Source organism: Burkholderia reimsis, assembly GCF_003294055.1.
In the GTDB taxonomy this organism is placed as follows: domain Bacteria; phylum Pseudomonadota; class Gammaproteobacteria; order Burkholderiales; family Burkholderiaceae; genus Burkholderia; species Burkholderia cepacia.
In genome coordinates this window covers 13,731-30,397 of record NZ_QMFZ01000014.1, presented here as the reverse complement: position 1 = coordinate 30,397, position 16,667 = coordinate 13,731, and the positions used below count along the sequence as shown (strand labels likewise).

Sequence of the window (16,667 nt, the reverse complement as noted above, 5' to 3'; positions counted from 1 at the left end):
TCACTGGTCGAGCACGAGCTTGATGTCGAGCGGCGGGGTCGCGCGCACGAGGTTGACGCGTTTGACGCCCGTGGCCGGGGCATCCGCGTAGGCGAGGTAGTCGATCGTCCAGCCGTCCTGGCGGATCTGCTTGACGCGCGTGCCGTCGGCCGGGTCGCGCACCGTCTCCGCAGGGGTCGCGGGCGCGGCCGTGGGCAGCAGCCAGTAGCGCAGGCCCGCGAGCGGCAGTTCGAAGCCGAGCGTTTTCTGCATCAGGTCGCCGACGTCCGGCGCATATTGCGTCGGACGGTTCGGCAATTCGAGCGATGCCGCCTGCGGCGTCGATTTCACGACCGCGAGCGTCTGGCCGAGCGGGCTGCGCAGCTCGAGCGACACGTCGTCGCCGTGCTCCTGCCAGTCGAAGTTGCCGTACACGTTCTGCTGCTTGCCGAGACGGTCGTCGTACTGCACCGCGAAGCGGCCATGGTAAGCGTGCGTTGCGGCGGTCTGCAGCGGCGCGCCCGTCGGCGCGCTGGCCGACGGCGGCGTGCTCGCGCAGCCGGCGAGCGCGAGCGCCGCGCCGGCTGCGGCCAGCGTGCGCTGCGCGCGGGAGGACAGGGAAAACGTCGGGAACATCTGCATCAGAGGCCGTTGATCTGGAGGCGCTTCAGCGTCTGCACGAGCGTTTCGTTGTCCGGCTCGAGCTTCTGCGCGTCACGCCACGCGGAACGCGCGTCGTCCTGCGCGCCGCTCTTCCACAGCACTTCGCCGAGATGCGCGCCGATTTCGGCGTTCGGCTGCAGTTCGTACGCGCGCCGCAGCACCTTCGCCGCGCCGGCCGTATCGCCCATCCGGTACTTCACCCAACCGAGACTGTCCATGATGTAGGCATCGTTCGGCGCGAGCGTCATTGCCTTGTCGATCAGCTTGCTGGCTTCGGGCAGCCGCTGGTTGCGGTCGGCGAGCGAATAGCCGAGCGCGTTGTACGCCTGCGGATTGTCGGGCTGCGTGCGGATCAGCTCGCGCAACTGCTTTTCCATCGTCGTGTAGTGGCCGGTTTTTTCGGCCGCCATCGCGTAGTCGTAGCGCAGGTCGGGATCGTCCGGGAAGTCCTGGACCGCCTGCCCGAGCCGGGCCTCGGCTTCCGGATAGCGCTTCGCGGTGAACAGGATCGACGCGTCGGTGCGAGCGACCACGGCGGCATCGCGCGGATCCGTGATCGGCAGGTTGTCGAGCACCTTGCGCGCCTCGTCGGTCTTGCCCTGTTTCTGCAGCAGTTGCGCGCGCGTGATCTGCGCGGGGAGATAGTGCTGGCTCGTCTGATCGACCTTGTCGAGCCATTGCGACGCCTGCGCGTCGTTGTTCTGGTCGATCGCGATCTGCGCGAGGTAGATGTAGCCCTGGCCGACGTCGAGGTTCGGCTGCTTGTCGCCGAGCTGCACGTACTGCTTCAGGTAGGCGGTGGCTTCGTCGAGCTTCTTCTGCTGGATCTTGATCAGCGCGAGCGCCATCAGCGGCGTCGGATCCTTCGAGTCGAGCTTGCGCATCGTCTCGAACTGCTTCTGCGCGTCGTCGAGGCGATCGTCGGCGAGATAGAGCTGCGACAGCGCGAGCCGCGCATCGCGCGACTTCGGATTCTGCTGAACATACTTCTCGAACGACGCGATGCCCGCCGCGCGTTCCGCAGGCCCCATCTGCGACAGCATCAGGGCCGCCGGCAGGTAGTCGGGGCGGATCTGCAGCGCCTGCTTCAGCGACTGCGCGGCGCCGTCCTTGTCGTCGACCGCAAGCTGCTGGCGCGCGATCGCGAGCTGAGCCTCGGGCCGGTTCAGGTCGTTCTTCAGCATGTCCTTCAGCACCGCGAGGCCGCCGACGCGGTCGGGGCCGCGCACGAGCAGCGCCTGCAGCGCGAGGATCGCCGGGCCGCGCGTCTCGCCGGTCGCCCGGGCCAGCTCGCGCGCGAGCATCGGCTGCGCGTCGGCCGGCTTGCCGGCGAGCACCAGCAGCGCGGCGTCGACTTGCGACGCCCGGTTCGATTCCGGTGCGTACTGGCGCCACAGGTTCGCGGCGGACAGCGCATCGGCCGGGCTCTGCGCACCGAGCGCGATCTCGGTCGCGCGCTGGGCCATGCGCGGATCGCGCGTGTCGCGGGCAAGCGCGAGGTAGGTCTGGTAGGCCGGCGCGGGCTGGTTGCGCTGGAGCGCGACCTCGGCGGCGAGCACCTGGTAGACGATCTGGCTCGTCAGCGGAACGCCGGGGAGATTCTTCTGCTCGTCCGGCATCACGTGCTCGAACGCGCCCTGCGGTTCCGCGTCGTCCGATGCCGGATCCTGCGCGTGAGCCGGGAAGGCGGTGAGGGTCCAGGCGGCGAACAGCGCGGCGCCGAGCGCACGGCGGACCGGGAAGGCACGCGCGCCGCGCACGGCGGCGGGGCGCTTCAGAAGCAGCTTCGAGGGCAGGGTCATGGAAATCCGTTCGATGTTTCAACCGATTGTAACGCGCTCGCTACAATACACGCACGATCGTGAATCCAGCCTCAGACCCGTAAAACATGCCAGAGTTGCCAGAAGTCGAAGTCACGCGCCGGGGCATCGAGCCCTTTGTCGCGGGCCGCCGCGTCGAGCGAGTCGACGTCCGTACCGAGATGTTGCGCTGGCCCGTGCCGGCAGGGCTCGCCGAGCAGTTGCGCGCGCGCGAGGTGCTCGCCGTCGAGCGTCGCGGCAAGTACCTGCTGTTCGAGGTCGACGCAGGCTGGTTCATCGTCCATCTCGGCATGACGGGCACGCTGCGCGTGCTGCCCGCCGACGGCGTGCCAGTCGCCGCCAGGCATGACCACATCGACTGGATCTTCGACGAATTCGTGCTGCGGTTCCGCGATCCGCGCCGTTTCGGCGCGGTGCTGTGGCACCCGCGCGAAGCAGGCGACGTGCATGCACATCCGCTGCTCGCGAGCCTCGGCGTCGAGCCGTTCTCGCCGGCGTTTACCGGCGCGCTGCTGCACGCGCGCACGCGCGGCCGCACCGTGTCGGTCAAGCAGGCGCTGCTGGCGGGCGACATGGTCGTCGGCGTCGGCAACATCTATGCGTCGGAGAGCCTGTTTCGCGCGGGCATCCGGCCGACGACGGCCGCCGGCAAGGTCTCGCTGCCGCGCTACGAGCGGCTGGCCGACGCGGTGCGCGCGACGCTCGCCGACGCGATCGAGCGTGGCGGGAGCACGTTGCGCGATTTCGTCGGCAGCAACGGCGAAAGCGGCTATTTCCAGCTCGACTGCTTCGTCTACGACCGTGCCGGCCAACCGTGCCGCGTATGCGGCACACCGATTCGCCAGATCGTTCAGGGCCAACGGTCGACTTATTTTTGCCCGACCTGCCAGCGTTGAAACCTCAGCGTTGAAACCTTTTTCCCCGATCAGATAACTTGAAGCCGCCCCGCATCGCCCCCGCTCCGTTCCCCGTCACGCCGCTGCATCGCACGTTCGCCACGCGCCTGGTCGCATGGCAGCGCGAGCATGGCCGCCACGACCTGCCGTGGCAGAACACGCGCGATCCGTACCGAATCTGGCTGTCGGAAATCATGCTGCAGCAGACGCAGGTATCGACCGTCATCCCGTATTACACGCGCTTTCTCGAACGCTACCCGGACGTCGCCGCGCTCGCGGCCGCGCCGACCGACGACGTGATGGCGCTGTGGGCGGGCCTCGGTTACTACTCGCGCGCGCGCAACCTGCACCGCTGCGCGCAGGCCGTCGTCGCCGAGCATGGCGGCGCGTTTCCGGCGACGCCCGACGCGTTGGCCGAACTGCCGGGCATCGGCCGTTCGACGGCCGCGGCGATCGCGTCGTTCGCGTATGGCGCGCGCGCGACGATCCTCGACGGCAACGTGAAGCGCGTGCTTGCCCGGGTTTTCGGCGTCGAGGGCTTTCCGGGCGAGAAGCGTGTCGAGAACGACATGTGGGCGCTCGCCGAATCGCTGTTGCCCGACGCCGCGAATGCGGCCGACGTGAGCGCGTACACGCAGGGGCTGATGGATCTCGGCGCGACACTGTGCGTGCGCGGCAAGCCCGATTGCGCGCGTTGCCCGTTCGCGGGCGATTGCGTTGCGCAATCGACGGGCCGCCAGCGCGAGCTGCCGGCCGCGCGGCCGAAGAAGGCGGTGCCGACACGCAAGACCTGGATGCTCGTGCTGCGCGACGGTGACGCCGTGCTGCTCGAGCGCCGGCCGCCGACCGGCATCTGGGGCGGGCTGTGGAGCCTGCCGCAAGCGGACGGCGACGCCGCGCTTGCGGAACTCGCGCGCGGCTTCGGCGGCGGCGGCACGGTGCCGCTCGCGTCGCTCACGCACACGTTTACGCATTTCCGGCTCGAGATCGAGCCTCGGCTGAGCGACATGGCCGACGGTGGCGGCCTGCTTTCGGGGGCGCGGGACGCGGATACCGCGTGGGTCCCGCTGAGCCGGCTCGATGCGTACGGCGTGCCGGCGCCCGTGCGCAAGCTGCTCGATGCGCTGAGCGGGCCGCTGCTGTAACGAACGGGAAGGGCGCGGTGCGGGCCGGGTTCGGGAACGCGCCGGGATGCCGCTGGCGGGAAAGGTCTTCCGGCGGGTGCGACGCGCGACGGAATCGGCCGCGGGAGTTACAGCCAGCCGTGCCGGTCGAGTACGTGGTGCACGGCATCGATGCGTGCGCCGACGTCCGGAAACTCCATCAGCTTCTGCCGCGCGCGTAGGTCGAGCGGCAGCAGTTCCGCGAGGCGGTTCGACACCCAGCTCGGATCGTCGAGGCGGAACGGTTCGCCGAACGGCATTTTCTCCGGATTGGACTTCTTCAGCGCGTCGATGATGCGCTCGAGCACCTCGGCGCACGAGCCGAATTGAGCGAGCGCCTGCTCGCCTTCGAGCGGGATGTCGTCGGGCAGCGGCTCCGCGATGCCGACCAGCAGCCCGTTGCCTTCGACGCGATACGACAGCAGTTCGAAACGCTGCGTGCCGACGGCCTGCAGATAAAGCATGCCGAATTCGCCGGTGTCGCACTCGGTGATGCGCGCCATGCAGCCGATGGTCTCGGGCACCGACACGGCGCCGTCCTGTGCGACTTCGGGCCCGCTCTTCAGCAGGCACACGCCGAACGGCGCGTTGTCGCGCAGGCACGCGCGGGACATGTCGAGATAACGCGCCTCGAACACCTTGAGCGGGAGCAGCCCCCCCGGAAACAGCACCGTGTGCAGCGGAAACAGCGGCAGGTCGATCAGGGTGGTCGATAGGGAGGACATGGCGCGCGGGCGTTGGGGCGTGCGTCGCTAGGGTCGGTCGACCTCGGAGACGAGCCGCGACGACGCGTCGACATCCACTGGCGCGTCACGATGCCGCACGATCACGTTCGCCTCGCGCGCAAGGCGCGCGGCAAGCGTTTCCGCGATGAACACCGAACGATGCTGCCCGCCCGTGCAGCCGATGGCGACGGTCAGGTAGCTGCGGTTGTCATCGCGGAAGTGCGGCAGCCATTTCATCAGGAACGCATGGATGTCGTCGATCATCTGGTGGACGATCGGCAGTGCGTCGAGAAAGGCGATGACCGGTTGGTCGAGCCCGGTGAGCGGGCGCAACTCGTGGTCGTAGTACGGGTTCGGCAGCGCGCGCACGTCGAACATCAGGTCGGCGTCGAGCGGCACGCCGCGCTTGAAACCGAACGATTCGAACATCACCATCAGGTCGTTGTTCTTCTGCTCGATGAAGCGCTTGACCCACGTACGCAGCGCGTTCGCGCGCAGCGTGCTCGTGTCGATCTGGTGGCCGAATTCGGCGAGCGGCGCGACGAGGTGGCGTTCGCGCTCGATCGCTTCCTCGAGCGACGACAGCAGGCCGACGTCCGCATCGTGCGACAGCGAGCCGGACAGCGGATGACGGCGGCGCGTTTCGGAGAAGCGCTGGATCAGCGACTGGGTGCTCGCGTTGAGGAACAGCACGCGGACGTCGTGCTCGCGCGACAGCTCGCGAATCAGGCCGGGCATTTCGTCGAGCGATGCGCTCGAGCGCGCGTCGATCGCGACCGCGAGCCGGTGCTGGCCATCCTCCGCGAGGTAGCGGGCAAGTTCGGGGAGCACGTGCGGCGGCAGGTTGTCGACGCAGTAATAGCCTGCGTCTTCGAGCGCGTTCAGCGCGACGGACTTGCCTGAGCCGGAGATGCCGGTGATGAGGACGATGCGCATGGGAAGCAGAGAATCCTGACGTTTCATCATAGCACCGGCTCGACGCGTCGGCGTTGCGTGGCCGGCGCGTGCGGGTTACACCAGTTTGCCGGGGAATTGACTGTCGGGATCTTGCATCGCGAGTCGTTGCCGATCCATGAAATCGCGCAACGTGTCGATTCCGCGCAACTGCAGGATCGTGTTCCGGACGGCTGCCTCGACGAGCACCGCGAGGTTGCGGCCGGCTGCAACCTGGATCGTGACCTTGCTGATCGGCAAACCGAGCACGTCGACGGTCTGGCTTTCGAGCGGCAGGCGCTGGAATTCGCCGTCGGGGCGCCGCACGAGCTGCACGATCAGCTTCAGCTTCATTTTCCGCCGCACGGCGGTTTCACCGAAGATCGTCTTGATGTCGAGCAGGCCGAGGCCGCGCACTTCGAGCAGGTTCTGCAGCAGCGGCGGGCAGCGCCCTTCGACGAAATCGGGGCCAAGTCGGACGAAATCGACCGCGTCGTCGGCGACGAGGCCGTGGCCGCGGCTGATCAGCTCGAGGCCGAGTTCGCTCTTGCCGAGGCCCGAATCGCCGGTCAGCAGCACGCCCATCCCGAGGATGTCGATGAACACGCCGTGCAGCGTCGCGCGCGGCGCGAGGATCCGCGACATGTAGAGCCGCAGGCTGTCGATCACCGCGGCGGCCGACATCGGCGTCGTGAACAGCGGGGTCGACGAGCGCGTACAGCGCAGCACGAGTTCGGGCGGGGCGGCGGCGCCGCCCGCGACGACGAGGAACGGCGGTTCGAGGGCGATCAGCTCGGCCATGTGGCGCGAGCGGTCTTCGTCGGTCTGCCGCTGGTAGTAGTCGATTTCGGCTTCGCCGAGCACCTGGATCCGGTTCGGGTGGATCAGGTTCAGGTGGCCGACGAGGTCGGCGCTCGAGGTTGCATTGCCGACGGTGTCGGCCGAAAAGCCGCGTTCCCAGCCTTCATGCCCCGTCAGCCAGCTCAGTTTCAGCGTGGCCGCGTTGTCGTCGAAGATGCTCTGGGCGTTGATGCTGGACGTATCCATGACTGCTCCGTCACTCCAATGGGCCGGTGCATGCGCGCGGCGACGGACGTCGCCATGCCGGGCCGGCGCCGGGCGGCCCTGGACGGCGGCATGTGCCGCCTCGTACGGGAAAATAATCCGCCCGGATCAACTCAAGGTTGCCACTGAGTGAGCAGGCGATGCAACTCGGCGATATCCGTTTCGTTGTGCAGACGCTCGCGCGCGTCGCGATCGGACAGCAGTTGCGCGATTTCCGACAGGATCTCGAGGTGTTGCTGGGTGGCTTGCTCGGGCACGAGCAGGAAGATCAGGAGGCCGACCGGCTGGCCGTCGGGGGCTTCGAACGGGATCGCATCGGCGAGCCGGACGAACGCGGCGAGCGGGTGCTTGAGACCCTTGATGCGCCCGTGCGGAATCGCGACGCCCTCGCCGAGCCCGGTCGAGCCGAGGCGCTCGCGCGCGAACAGGTTGTCCGTGACGGTGCTGCGGGCGATGCCGTTCTGATTCTCGAACATCAGCCCGGCTTGTTCGAACACGCGTTTCTTGCTGGTGACTGAGAGGTCGATGACGACGTTCTCTATGGGCAGGATTTTGGCTAGGCGATTCATGTTGGCAGGCGATTGGGCGGCCTGGGGTCTCCTTGCGGCGGCAGACTGATCATCCATGTTCGGCGATATCAAGGCGTTCTGCATCGGCAATCTGCAAGGCAGCTACCGCATCCAGCGCCCCCCCGGCGATAACCGGAACATTATAGAGCACAGCTGCGTGCGTGGCGCAGCGTGGACGGACCGGTTGCACCACCGCGCGGAGTCGCAAAAAAAACGCCCGGCGAGCCGGGCGACGTGTGTGTTGCGGTGAAGGTTACTGCGGCGGCAGTTCGATCTGGTCGATCGACGGTTGAAGCTTGATCGGGTCGTGCGCGTGCGTTTGCAGGCGCTCCATGTGCTTGACGACCTGACGGTCCAGCTTGTCGATCAGCAGGTCGATCGCCGCATACAGATTACCGTTCGCGCTTTCGACGAAGATGTCCTTGCCCTTCAGGTGCAGATTGATTTCCGCGCGCTGCTGCTTGTCCTTTTCCTTGTGATTGTCGACCGAGAGGATCACAGTGCCATCGATCACCTGATCGCTATGCCGTAGCACCCGGTCCAGCTTGGTGATCACGTATTCGCGAATTGCAGGCGTGACTTCGAGATGATGTCCACTGATCTTCAGGTTCATAGTGCTTCTCCAAGCGAGTGACCACCCGGCCGCATCGAGGCGGCGCTCCGGTCGACTTGCCCATGCCGCACGAGGCGGCGTATCGCGGACAGGTCGCCCGGCCTGTTCCCCGTGTGCGCGGTGGCCGGAACACGCCCGCCGCCGGGCAGGCAGCAGGCTTAAAGAGACTTGCGCAGATTCACTGCCGGGATCTTGAGGGCTTCGCGATACTTCGCAACCGTGCGGCGCGCGACCACGAACCCCTGTTCTGCCAGCAGCTCGGCAATGCGGCTGTCCGAAAGTGGCGATTTTGGGTCTTCAGCTCCTATCAGTTGCTTGATGAGGGCTCGGATGGCGGTCGACGAGGCGGCGCCACCGGTGTCGGTCGAGACGTGAGATCCGAAGAAGTACTTAAATTCAAGCGTCCCGAACGGGGTCAGCATGTACTTCCCGGTTGTCACACGGCTGACAGTCGACTCGTGTAGGCCCAGCGTATCAGCTATTTCCCGCAAAACCAAGGGGCGCATGGCAATTTCACCGTGCGCAAAGAAGTTCTTTTGACGCTCGACAATCGCCTGCGCGACACGCAGGATCGTGTCGAATCGCTGCTGGATGTTCTTGATCAGCCAGCGTGCTTCCTGGAGCTGCTGCTTGAGCGATCCGGCGGACGGATCGCCGCGGCTGTTGCGCAGGATGTTCGCGTAGAGGTTGTTGATCCGCAGGCGCGGCACGACCTCCGGATTGAGCTCCGCGAGCCATCCCTGGCCGGCCTTCTTCACGATGATGTCGGGCACGACGTAGTCGGCCTCGGCCTTGCCGTATGCGGCGCCGGGGAACGGCTCCAGCGAGCGGATCAGCGTGTGCGCGTCGCGCAGCGCGTCGTCGCTCGCCTTCAGGTGCTTGCGCAGCCGCGTGAAGTCGCGGGCGGCGAGCAGTTCGAGATGCTGCGACACGATCTCGAGTGCGAGCGTGCGTGTCGGGGACGGATCGAGGCGCAGCAACTGCAGCTTCAGGCATTCGGATGCCGAGCGGGCGCCGACCCCGGCCGGGTCGAAGCTGTGCAGCAGCGCGAGCGCCGCGTTCAGTTCGTCGCAGTCGATTTCCAGCTCGGGCGGCAGGTCGGCGAGCACTTCGTCGAGCGTGGCGGTCAGGTAGCCGTCGTCGTCGAGCGATTCGATCAGGAACATCACGAGCGCGCGATCGCGCGGGCTGGCCTGCGTGACGCGCAATTGCGCGGACAGGTGGTCGCGCAGCGACGTCGCCGCTTCCTGCACCTGCAGCGGCGGGAGGTCGTCGTCGTCGGACGCGCCGCTCGCGCGGCCGAATTCGTCGAGGTTCCACTGCGGGCCGTCGTTGCCGTCGCCGGACGCGTAACCGTCGTATTCGTCCGCGCCGGCCGGTTCGTCGCGCTCGGCGCGCTCGCTCGACGAACTGCTACTGTTTGTCGCAGCGGGCTCGGTGTTCTGGGCGGGGGGCGTCTGCGCGATCAACGATCCGTCCGCTGCGACACGCAGCGGGCTCGCGATCCATTCATCGTCGTTCTCGAGCAGCGGGTTCTGCGCGACGGCCATCGCGACTTCCTGCTGCAATTCGAGCGTCGACAACTGCAGAAGCCGGATCGACTGCTGTAGCTGGGGCGTCAGCGCCAGATGTTGCGACAGGCGGAGTTGAAGGCTGGCTTTCATGGCAAGGAGGGAGTCATACCGGCAGTTTGCCACGACCCAGGCGCGTTGAGCCATCCGCGATTACGCGCGGCGCGCCGCCCGGCCGCGGGCACGGCCGCGGGCGTGGTTGCAGAGCAGGGCGCGGCCCCGCGCGGCGATGCCGGGCGGGGTGCAGCCAGCCACGAAGGGGAGTTACATCCGGAAGTGTTCGCCGAGGTACACGCGGCGCACGCTTTCGTTTTCGATGATTTCGCTCGGCGCACCGGCGGCGAGCACCGAACCGTCGCTGATGATGTATGCGTGGTCGCAGATGCCGAGCGTTTCGCGGACGTTGTGATCGGTAATCAGCACGCCGATGTTGCGCTGCTTCAGGAACTTGACGATCTTCTGGATCTCGAGCACCGCGATCGGGTCGACGCCGGCGAACGGTTCGTCGAGCAGGATGAAGTTCGGGTTGGTCGCGAGCGCGCGCGCGATTTCGACCCGGCGCCGCTCGCCGCCCGACAGCGACAGCGCTGGGTTCTCGCGCAGGTGGCCGATCTGCAGCTCGTCGAGCAGCGCTTCGGTGCGCGACGCGATCGCGTCCTTCGACAGCCGCTTGCCGTCTTCGCCGTGCTGCAACTCGAGCACCGCGCGGATGTTTTCCTCGACGGTCAGCTTGCGGAACACCGACGCTTCCTGCGGCAGGTACGACAGGCCGAGCGATGCGCGCTTGTGGATCGGCAGCAGGCTGATCGAGCTGCCGTTCAGCGAGATCTCGCCCGCATCGAGCGGCACGAGGCCGACGATCATGTAGAACGACGTGGTCTTGCCGGCACCGTTCGGGCCGAGCAGGCCGACGACTTCGCCGCTCTTCACGTCGAGCGACACGTCCTTGACGACCGTGCGCGAGCCGTAGCGCTTCTTCAGGTTGCGGACCACGAGCGAACTCGTGGTGCCGGCCGGCTGGCGGTTCGGTAGTGCGTTCATTGGCCCGGCGCCCCCTGGATCGTGGTCGACGGCGACAGCTTCGCCGGCGCGCCGTTCAGCGGCGCGGGGCCGCCGTTCTTCGGCGACAGCATCGCGCGCACGCGGCCGTTCGGGTTGCCCGGCGCGGCGACGTCCTTGCCGCCCTTCGCGGTGTAGAAGTCGCGCTGGCCGTCGTACGTGATCACGCTGCCGTGCACGGTATCGGCGACGGTCGACGTGCCCTGCAGGCGGCGCACGGTCGCAGCGGTGGTCAGCGTGGTCAGGTCCTGCTTGCCGTCGTAGTCGATGCGCTCGGCGTCGCCGTCGATGTACTCGTCGAGGCCTTCGCGCTTCTGGCGGAACGTCGCGTGCTTCTTGCCGCTGCCGAACGAGGTGGCGTACTGATAGCCTTCCGGGTCCTGGCGCACTTCGACGCGATCGCCCTTGATGATGATCGTGCCCTTCGTGATCACGACGTTGCCGGTCGCGACCGTGACCTGCTTCAGGTCGTCATAGGTCAGGTTGTCGGCCTCGACGTTGATCGGCTTGTTCTGGTCGGCCTTCTCGGCATGGGCGAGCGGCGCCAGCCCGGCCAGCGGGAGCGCCACGAGCGCCGCGGCAAGCGCGGCGCGGACGGCGCGCGCAGCGCCGCCGGAATTCTGTCGAGGGAACGGTTCGTTCATGCAGTCACGTGAGGGATGCGTCACTTGGGTTGACCTTTCGAGCCGCCGGACGTGTCCGCCGCGGCGATCGTGCCGCGCACGTTGCCGTAAAGCTCGATGACCCGGGTGACGTTGTTGTACTTCATGCCGTCGGTCGCGTTGACGAGCGACAGGCCGCGCTGAAGTTTAACCGGCTTTTCGGTCTGGATCACATCGTCATTGACGAAGATCCGGAAATGCTGGGAATCGGCCTGCATCTGCGGATCGCCGCCGCCGGCCGCGCGCAGGATGCGCGCGTCGTCGTACAAGTCGACGATCGACACGTCGCCGTTGACGATGCCGCGCTTCGCGGTGGTCGTCACGACCGGCTTGCCGGGCTGGAACGCGCGCATCGCCGGATCGGTCAGGTCGCTGTTTTCGGTGTCTTCGTAGTGGATCAGCTTCGCGGCCGTGAGCCGGTACTGGGTCGAGCCGGACTGGTCGAGCTCGGTGACCGAGAAGTTGTCCGCGAAATAGTCGGGCGTATGGCGTTTCGGCTGCGCGGTGCCCTCGCCGGGCGGCGGCAGCGTGGCCTGCAGCAGCCACCACGTGATGCCCGCGAGCGCGGCGACCGCGACGAGCGGCAGCAGCTGGGTCCAGCGGAAATGCGTGTTCATCCGTCAGGCTCCGCAGGCGGCCGCGAGCAGCGCGTCGTAGCGGCGCTGCGCGCGCAGGATCGCATCGCAGACTTCGCGTACGGCGCCGTGGCCGCCGCGGGCCTCGGCCACCCAGTGCGCGCGGGCGATCACCTCGGGGTGCGCATTCGCGGGGGCGGTCGCGAAGCCGCAGCGCAGCATCACGGGCAGGTCGGGCCAGTCGTCGCCCATGTAGCCGCATTGGTCGGCGGCGAGGCCGAGCGATGCGATGAGATCGGCGAACACGGCAAGCTTGTTCTCGACGCCCTGGAACAGGTGCGCAATCTTCATTTCCTTCGCGCGTGCCGCGACGATTTCCGAGCGGCGGCCCGTGATGATCGCGGTTGCGATGCCGGCTTCGCCGAGCAGCTTCACGCCGTGGCCGTCGAGGGAATTGAACGACTTCATCGTGTCGCCGGCCGCCGTAAACAGCAGGCCGCCGTCGGTCAGCACGCCGTCGACGTCGAAAATCATCAGCTTCACGCGGCTCGCGCGTTCGGCCGCAGTCAGCGCTGCGCTCATCAGATCACCTTCTTCGAAAACAGGTCGTGCATGTTCAGCGCGCCGATCAGCACGCCGTCGGCATCGACCACCAGCATCTGGTTGATCCGGTGGCGCTCCATCAGTTCCACGGCCTCGACCGCCAGGTGATCCGGTGCGATCGTGCGCGGGTCGCGCGTCATCACGTCGGTGATCGACAACGTGCGGAAGTCGCCGTCGCGCGCGAGCACGCGGCGCAGGTCGCCGTCGGTGAAGATGCCGGCGACCTTGCCGTCAGCGTCGACCACGGCGGTCATGCCGAGGCGCTTCGCGGTGATCTGGAACAGCGCGTCCGACAGCGTCGCGTCGAGCCCGACGGACGGGACGTCGTCACCCGAGCGCATCACGTCGCGCACGTAGGTGAGCAGGCGCCGGCCGAGCGCGCCGCCCGGGTGCGAGCGCGCGAAATCTTCCGAACCGAAGCCGCGCGCGTCGAGCACCGCAACGGCGAGCGCGTCGCCGAGCGCGAGCGCGGCGGTCGTGCTCGCGGTGGGCGCGAGGTTCAGCGGGCAGGCCTCTTTCGAGACCGCGGCGTTCAGGTTCAAGTCGGCGAGCGTGCCGAGGCTCGATCCGGCGCGGCCCGTGATCGCGATCAGTTTCGCGCCGATCCGCTTCACGAGCGGCAGGATCGCGACGAGTTCTTCCGATTCGCCGGAATAGGAGATGCCGATGAAGACGTCGTCGGAGGTGACCATCCCGAGGTCGCCGTGGCTGGCCTCGGCGGGGTGGACGAAGAAGGCCGGCGTGCCGGTGCTGGCCAGCGTGGCCGCGATCTTGCGGGCGATATGCCCCGATTTGCCGATACCGGACACCACCACGCGGCCGCGGCAGCCGAGCAGCAGCGCGACGGCCTGGACGAAGCCGCCGTCGAGCTGGTCGCGCAGCGCGCGCACGGCGTCCGCCTCGATGTCGAGCACGTCGCGGGCGAGCGCGAGCGCCCGATCATCATTGATTTTCGCTATCATGCGCGGAGTATAGCAAAGGCGTTTGTTCGCCGCGCCGGGCCTTCGGACTCGTCCGATGTCGCCTGTCCACCGCCACCCTGCCGCGCCCGCTTTCCCGTGGCCCCGACGAACGAGGACGCTTTGCCCGTGATTTCCCCGCTCGAAATGACGCTCCTGCTGCTGCTGGCATCGGTGGTGGGCGTCGTCGTATTCCGTTCGCTGAACCTGCCGCCGATGCTCGGCTACCTGACCGTCGGCATCCTGGTCGGCCCGCACGCCTTCGGCATCGCGGCCGACCTCGAGCGCGCGGAGCATCTCGCGGAATTCGGCGTGGTGTTCCTGATGTTTTCGATCGGCCTCGAGTTCTCGCTGGCGAAGCTGAGGGCGATGCAGCGGCTCGTGTTCGGGCTCGGGCTGCTGCAGGTCGTCGCGACACTCGTGCTCGCGCTCGTGCTCGGCATGCTGTTCGAGCACTGGGTACACATCACGTGGCAGGGCAGCATCGCGCTCGGCGGCGCGCTCGCGATGTCGTCGACGGCGATCGTGTCGAAAATGCTCGCCGAGCGGCTCGAGATCGAGACCGAACACGGCCGCAACATCTTCGGCGTGCTGCTGTTCCAGGATCTCGCGGTGGTGCCGCTGCTGATCGTGATCGCCGCGTTCGGCGCCGAATCGTCGAAGGACCTCGCGCTCACGCTCGGCTTCGCGGCCGTCAAGATCGTGATCGCGCTGACGCTGCTGCTGGTCATCGGCCAGCGCTTCATGACGCGCTGGCTCAACGTCGTCGCGCGGCGCCGGTCGCAGGAGCTGTTCGTGCTGAACCTGCTGCTCGTCACGCTCGGCGCCGCGTTCATCACCGACCGCTTCGGCCTGTCGCTCGCGCTCGGCGCGTTCATCGCGGGGATGCTCATTTCCGAGACGCCGTTCCGCCATCAGGTGGAGGAGGACATCAAGCCGTTCCGCGACGTGCTGCTCGGCCTGTTCTTCGTGACGACGGGGATGCTGCTCGATCCGCGCGTGATCTGGGAGCACCCGTTCCTCGTGCTCGGTTTCTTCGTCGGGCAGATCCTGTTCAAGGGGACGATGATCGCCGGGCTCGCACGGCTGTTCGGCGCGACGCCGGGTGTCGCGATGCGCACCGGCATCGGGCTCGCGCAGGCCGGGGAATTCGGCTTCGTGCTGCTGAACCTGATCCTCGACCGGCATCTCGTCGATTCGACGCTGCTGCAGGCGATCCTCGCGTCGATGCTGCTGTCGATGCTCGCCGCGCCGTTCCTGATCCAGAACGCCGACCGGATCGTGATGCGGCTTTCGTCCACGGAATGGATGCAGCAGTCGCTGCAGATGACGCGGATCGCGACGCAAAGCCTCAAGCAGCGCGGCCACGTGATCATCTGCGGTTATGGCCGCGCGGGCCAGAACCTCGCGCGGATGCTCGAACAGGAAGGCATTTCGTACGTCGCGCTCGACCTCGACCCCGATCGTGTGAGCGCGGCCGCGGCGGCCGGCGAATCGGTCGTGTTCGGCGACGCGGCGCGCCGCGAGTCGCTGCTCGCGGCCGGTATCCATCGCGCGGCGGCGGTGGCGATCACCTATGCGAACACGCCGTCCGCGCTGCGCGTGCTTCACCACGTACACGAACTCGAGCCGACGCTGCCCGCGATCGTGCGCACCGTCGACGATGCCGATCTCGAGAAGCTGCTCGCGGCGGGTGCGACCGAGGTGATTCCGGAGATCGTCGAGGGCAGCCTGATGCTCGCGTCGCACACGCTGGTGCTGGTGGGCGTGCCGATGCGCAAGGTCGTGCGGCGCGTCGAGGAAATGCGCGACGAGCGCTACAGCCTGCTGCGCGGCTATTTCCGCGGCGCGGACGATGCGGACGACGACGACCACGAGCAGGTGCGGCTACAATCGGTGCCGGTCGATGCGCGCGCGGACGCGGTCGGGCGTTCGCTGGAAGAACTCGGGCTGTATGCACTCGGGCTCGAAGTCACGGCGATCCGCCGGCACGGCATCCGCGGCGTCGAACCCGATCCGCAGACCAAGCTGCGCGCGAGCGACATCGTCGTGCTGCGCGGGCTGCCCGAGGCACTCGCGCTCGCGGAGGAGCGGCTGTCGCGCCATCGGCGCGATCCGCCGGCCGCGGCAGCCTGAGCCGCGCATGGATTGATAATCTGACCCGTATTTATTCGAAACGGTGCCCGATCTTCGCGCACCGTTTTTTTCGGAGAGTTTCATGCCGCATTCGTCGTCGGGCGCACCGCTCGATCCGGTCGCCTTCATCCACAGCCAGATCCGCACGGTGCCCGACTGGCCGCAGCCGGGCGTGATGTTCCGCGACATCACGACGCTGCTGCAGAGCCCGAAGGCGCTGCGCATCCTCGTCGACCTGTTCGTCGAGCGCTATGTCGATGCGAAGCTCGACTACGTCGCGGGCCTCGATGCACGCGGCTTCATCATCGCGCCGATCGTCGCGTACGAATTGAGCGTGGGCTTCGTGCCGATCCGCAAGGTCGGCAAGCTGCCGTACAAGACCCGCTCGGAATCGTACGACCTCGAATACGGCAGCGCGACGGTCGAGATCCATGAAGACGCGTGCCGCCCCGGCGACCGCGTGATCATCATGGACGACCTGATCGCGACCGGCGGCACGATGATGGCGGGGCGCAACCTGCTGCAGCGGCTCGGCGCGGAGGTCGTCGAAGGCGCGGCGATCATCGACCTGCCCGATCTCGGCGGCTCGGCGCTGCTGCGCAACGCGGGATTGCCGGTTTATACCGTCACCGAATTCGCCGGCCACTGATCGCCGGCACGCCTGATTCCACGTTAC

At 67.4% G+C, this 16,667-nt stretch carries 17 protein-coding genes; 4 read left to right on the top strand and 13 right to left on the bottom strand.

Going from position 1 to position 16,667, the window contains the following annotated elements; all coding sequences use genetic code 11:
- A complete protein-coding gene (gene lolB / locus DPV79_RS17675; protein ID WP_021163054.1) occupies positions 1-621 on the bottom strand; it encodes a lipoprotein insertase outer membrane protein LolB in 621 nt (206 codons plus the stop codon).
- The gene (locus DPV79_RS17670) at positions 621-2,444 is read right to left on the bottom strand and encodes a tetratricopeptide repeat protein (protein WP_048025673.1); all 1,824 of its coding nucleotides are present in this window, start codon (positions 2,442-2,444) and stop codon (positions 621-623) included. Before DPV79_RS17670 ends, lolB begins: the two co-directional genes overlap by 1 nt.
- 86 nt (positions 2,445-2,530) lie before the next feature.
- Between DPV79_RS17670 and mutM the strand changes: the two genes are divergently transcribed.
- Together mutM and mutY are read left to right on the top strand one after the other, a co-directional pair.
- Complete coding sequence (gene mutM / locus DPV79_RS17665; RefSeq protein ID WP_042977157.1) at positions 2,531-3,358, top strand: bifunctional DNA-formamidopyrimidine glycosylase/DNA-(apurinic or apyrimidinic site) lyase; 828 nt, start codon at positions 2,531-2,533, stop codon at positions 3,356-3,358.
- A 38-nt stretch (positions 3,359-3,396) separates the two neighbouring features.
- A complete protein-coding gene (mutY, locus tag DPV79_RS17660; protein ID WP_060157525.1) occupies positions 3,397-4,503 on the top strand; it encodes an A/G-specific adenine glycosylase in 1,107 nt (368 codons plus the stop codon).
- Between the two features lie 107 nt (positions 4,504-4,610).
- On the opposite strand, the gene DPV79_RS17655 is transcribed toward mutY, so the two are convergent.
- From DPV79_RS17655 to kdsD, 11 genes are all read right to left on the bottom strand, one after another.
- The gene (locus tag DPV79_RS17655) at positions 4,611-5,246 is read right to left on the bottom strand and encodes an LON peptidase substrate-binding domain-containing protein (protein ID WP_113046070.1); all 636 of its coding nucleotides are present in this window, start codon (positions 5,244-5,246) and stop codon (positions 4,611-4,613) included.
- Between the two features lie 27 nt (positions 5,247-5,273).
- Positions 5,274-6,182: an RNase adapter RapZ gene (gene rapZ, locus DPV79_RS17650; RefSeq protein WP_021162602.1), complete on the bottom strand. Its 909-nt coding sequence runs from the start codon at positions 6,180-6,182 to the stop codon at positions 5,274-5,276.
- Positions 6,183-6,257: 75 nt separating this feature from the next.
- On the bottom strand, positions 6,258-7,226 hold the full coding sequence (gene hprK / locus DPV79_RS17645; RefSeq protein ID WP_011353227.1) for an HPr(Ser) kinase/phosphatase: 969 nt from the start codon (positions 7,224-7,226) through the stop codon (positions 6,258-6,260).
- Between the two features lie 131 nt (positions 7,227-7,357).
- Positions 7,358-7,897, bottom strand: coding sequence for a PTS sugar transporter subunit IIA (locus DPV79_RS17640; RefSeq protein ID WP_034195946.1), 540 nt, complete (start codon positions 7,895-7,897; stop codon positions 7,358-7,360).
- Between the two features lie 169 nt (positions 7,898-8,066).
- Positions 8,067-8,426: a ribosome hibernation-promoting factor, HPF/YfiA family gene (gene hpf / locus DPV79_RS17635; protein WP_006477786.1), complete on the bottom strand. Its 360-nt coding sequence runs from the start codon at positions 8,424-8,426 to the stop codon at positions 8,067-8,069.
- Positions 8,427-8,584: 158 nt separating this feature from the next.
- Positions 8,585-10,090 carry an RNA polymerase factor sigma-54 gene (locus DPV79_RS17630; RefSeq protein WP_042977154.1) on the bottom strand — a complete coding sequence of 502 codons (1,506 nt, stop codon included), beginning with the start codon at positions 10,088-10,090 and terminating at the stop codon, positions 8,585-8,587.
- A 171-nt stretch (positions 10,091-10,261) separates the two neighbouring features.
- Positions 10,262-11,038 carry an LPS export ABC transporter ATP-binding protein gene (lptB, locus tag DPV79_RS17625; RefSeq protein WP_021162599.1) on the bottom strand — a complete coding sequence of 259 codons (777 nt, stop codon included), beginning with the start codon at positions 11,036-11,038 and terminating at the stop codon, positions 10,262-10,264.
- On the bottom strand, positions 11,035-11,700 hold the full coding sequence (gene lptA, locus DPV79_RS17620) for a lipopolysaccharide transport periplasmic protein LptA (protein ID WP_021162598.1): 666 nt from the start codon (positions 11,698-11,700) through the stop codon (positions 11,035-11,037). The genes lptB and lptA overlap by 4 nt, the downstream gene beginning before the upstream one ends.
- A gap of 20 nt (positions 11,701-11,720) precedes the next feature.
- On the bottom strand, positions 11,721-12,335 hold the full coding sequence (gene lptC / locus DPV79_RS17615) for an LPS export ABC transporter periplasmic protein LptC (protein ID WP_021162597.1): 615 nt from the start codon (positions 12,333-12,335) through the stop codon (positions 11,721-11,723).
- Positions 12,336-12,338: 3 nt separating this feature from the next.
- Positions 12,339-12,875 carry a KdsC family phosphatase gene (locus DPV79_RS17610; RefSeq protein ID WP_021162596.1) on the bottom strand — a complete coding sequence of 179 codons (537 nt, stop codon included), beginning with the start codon at positions 12,873-12,875 and terminating at the stop codon, positions 12,339-12,341.
- Complete coding sequence (gene kdsD, locus DPV79_RS17605) at positions 12,875-13,858, bottom strand: arabinose 5-phosphate isomerase KdsD (protein WP_113046069.1); 984 nt, start codon at positions 13,856-13,858, stop codon at positions 12,875-12,877. The genes DPV79_RS17610 and kdsD overlap by 1 nt, the downstream gene beginning before the upstream one ends.
- Positions 13,859-13,984: 126 nt before the next feature.
- Here kdsD and DPV79_RS17600 point away from each other — a divergent pair, with 126 nt between their 5' ends.
- Together DPV79_RS17600 and DPV79_RS17595 are read left to right on the top strand one after the other, a co-directional pair.
- Entirely contained in the window at positions 13,985-15,991 is a 2,007-nt protein-coding gene (locus DPV79_RS17600) for a monovalent cation:proton antiporter family protein (RefSeq protein ID WP_048028905.1), read from the top strand.
- Between the two features lie 82 nt (positions 15,992-16,073).
- Complete coding sequence (locus DPV79_RS17595) at positions 16,074-16,640, top strand: adenine phosphoribosyltransferase (protein ID WP_011353218.1); 567 nt, start codon at positions 16,074-16,076, stop codon at positions 16,638-16,640.
- Positions 16,641-16,667: the final 27 nt, after the last annotated feature.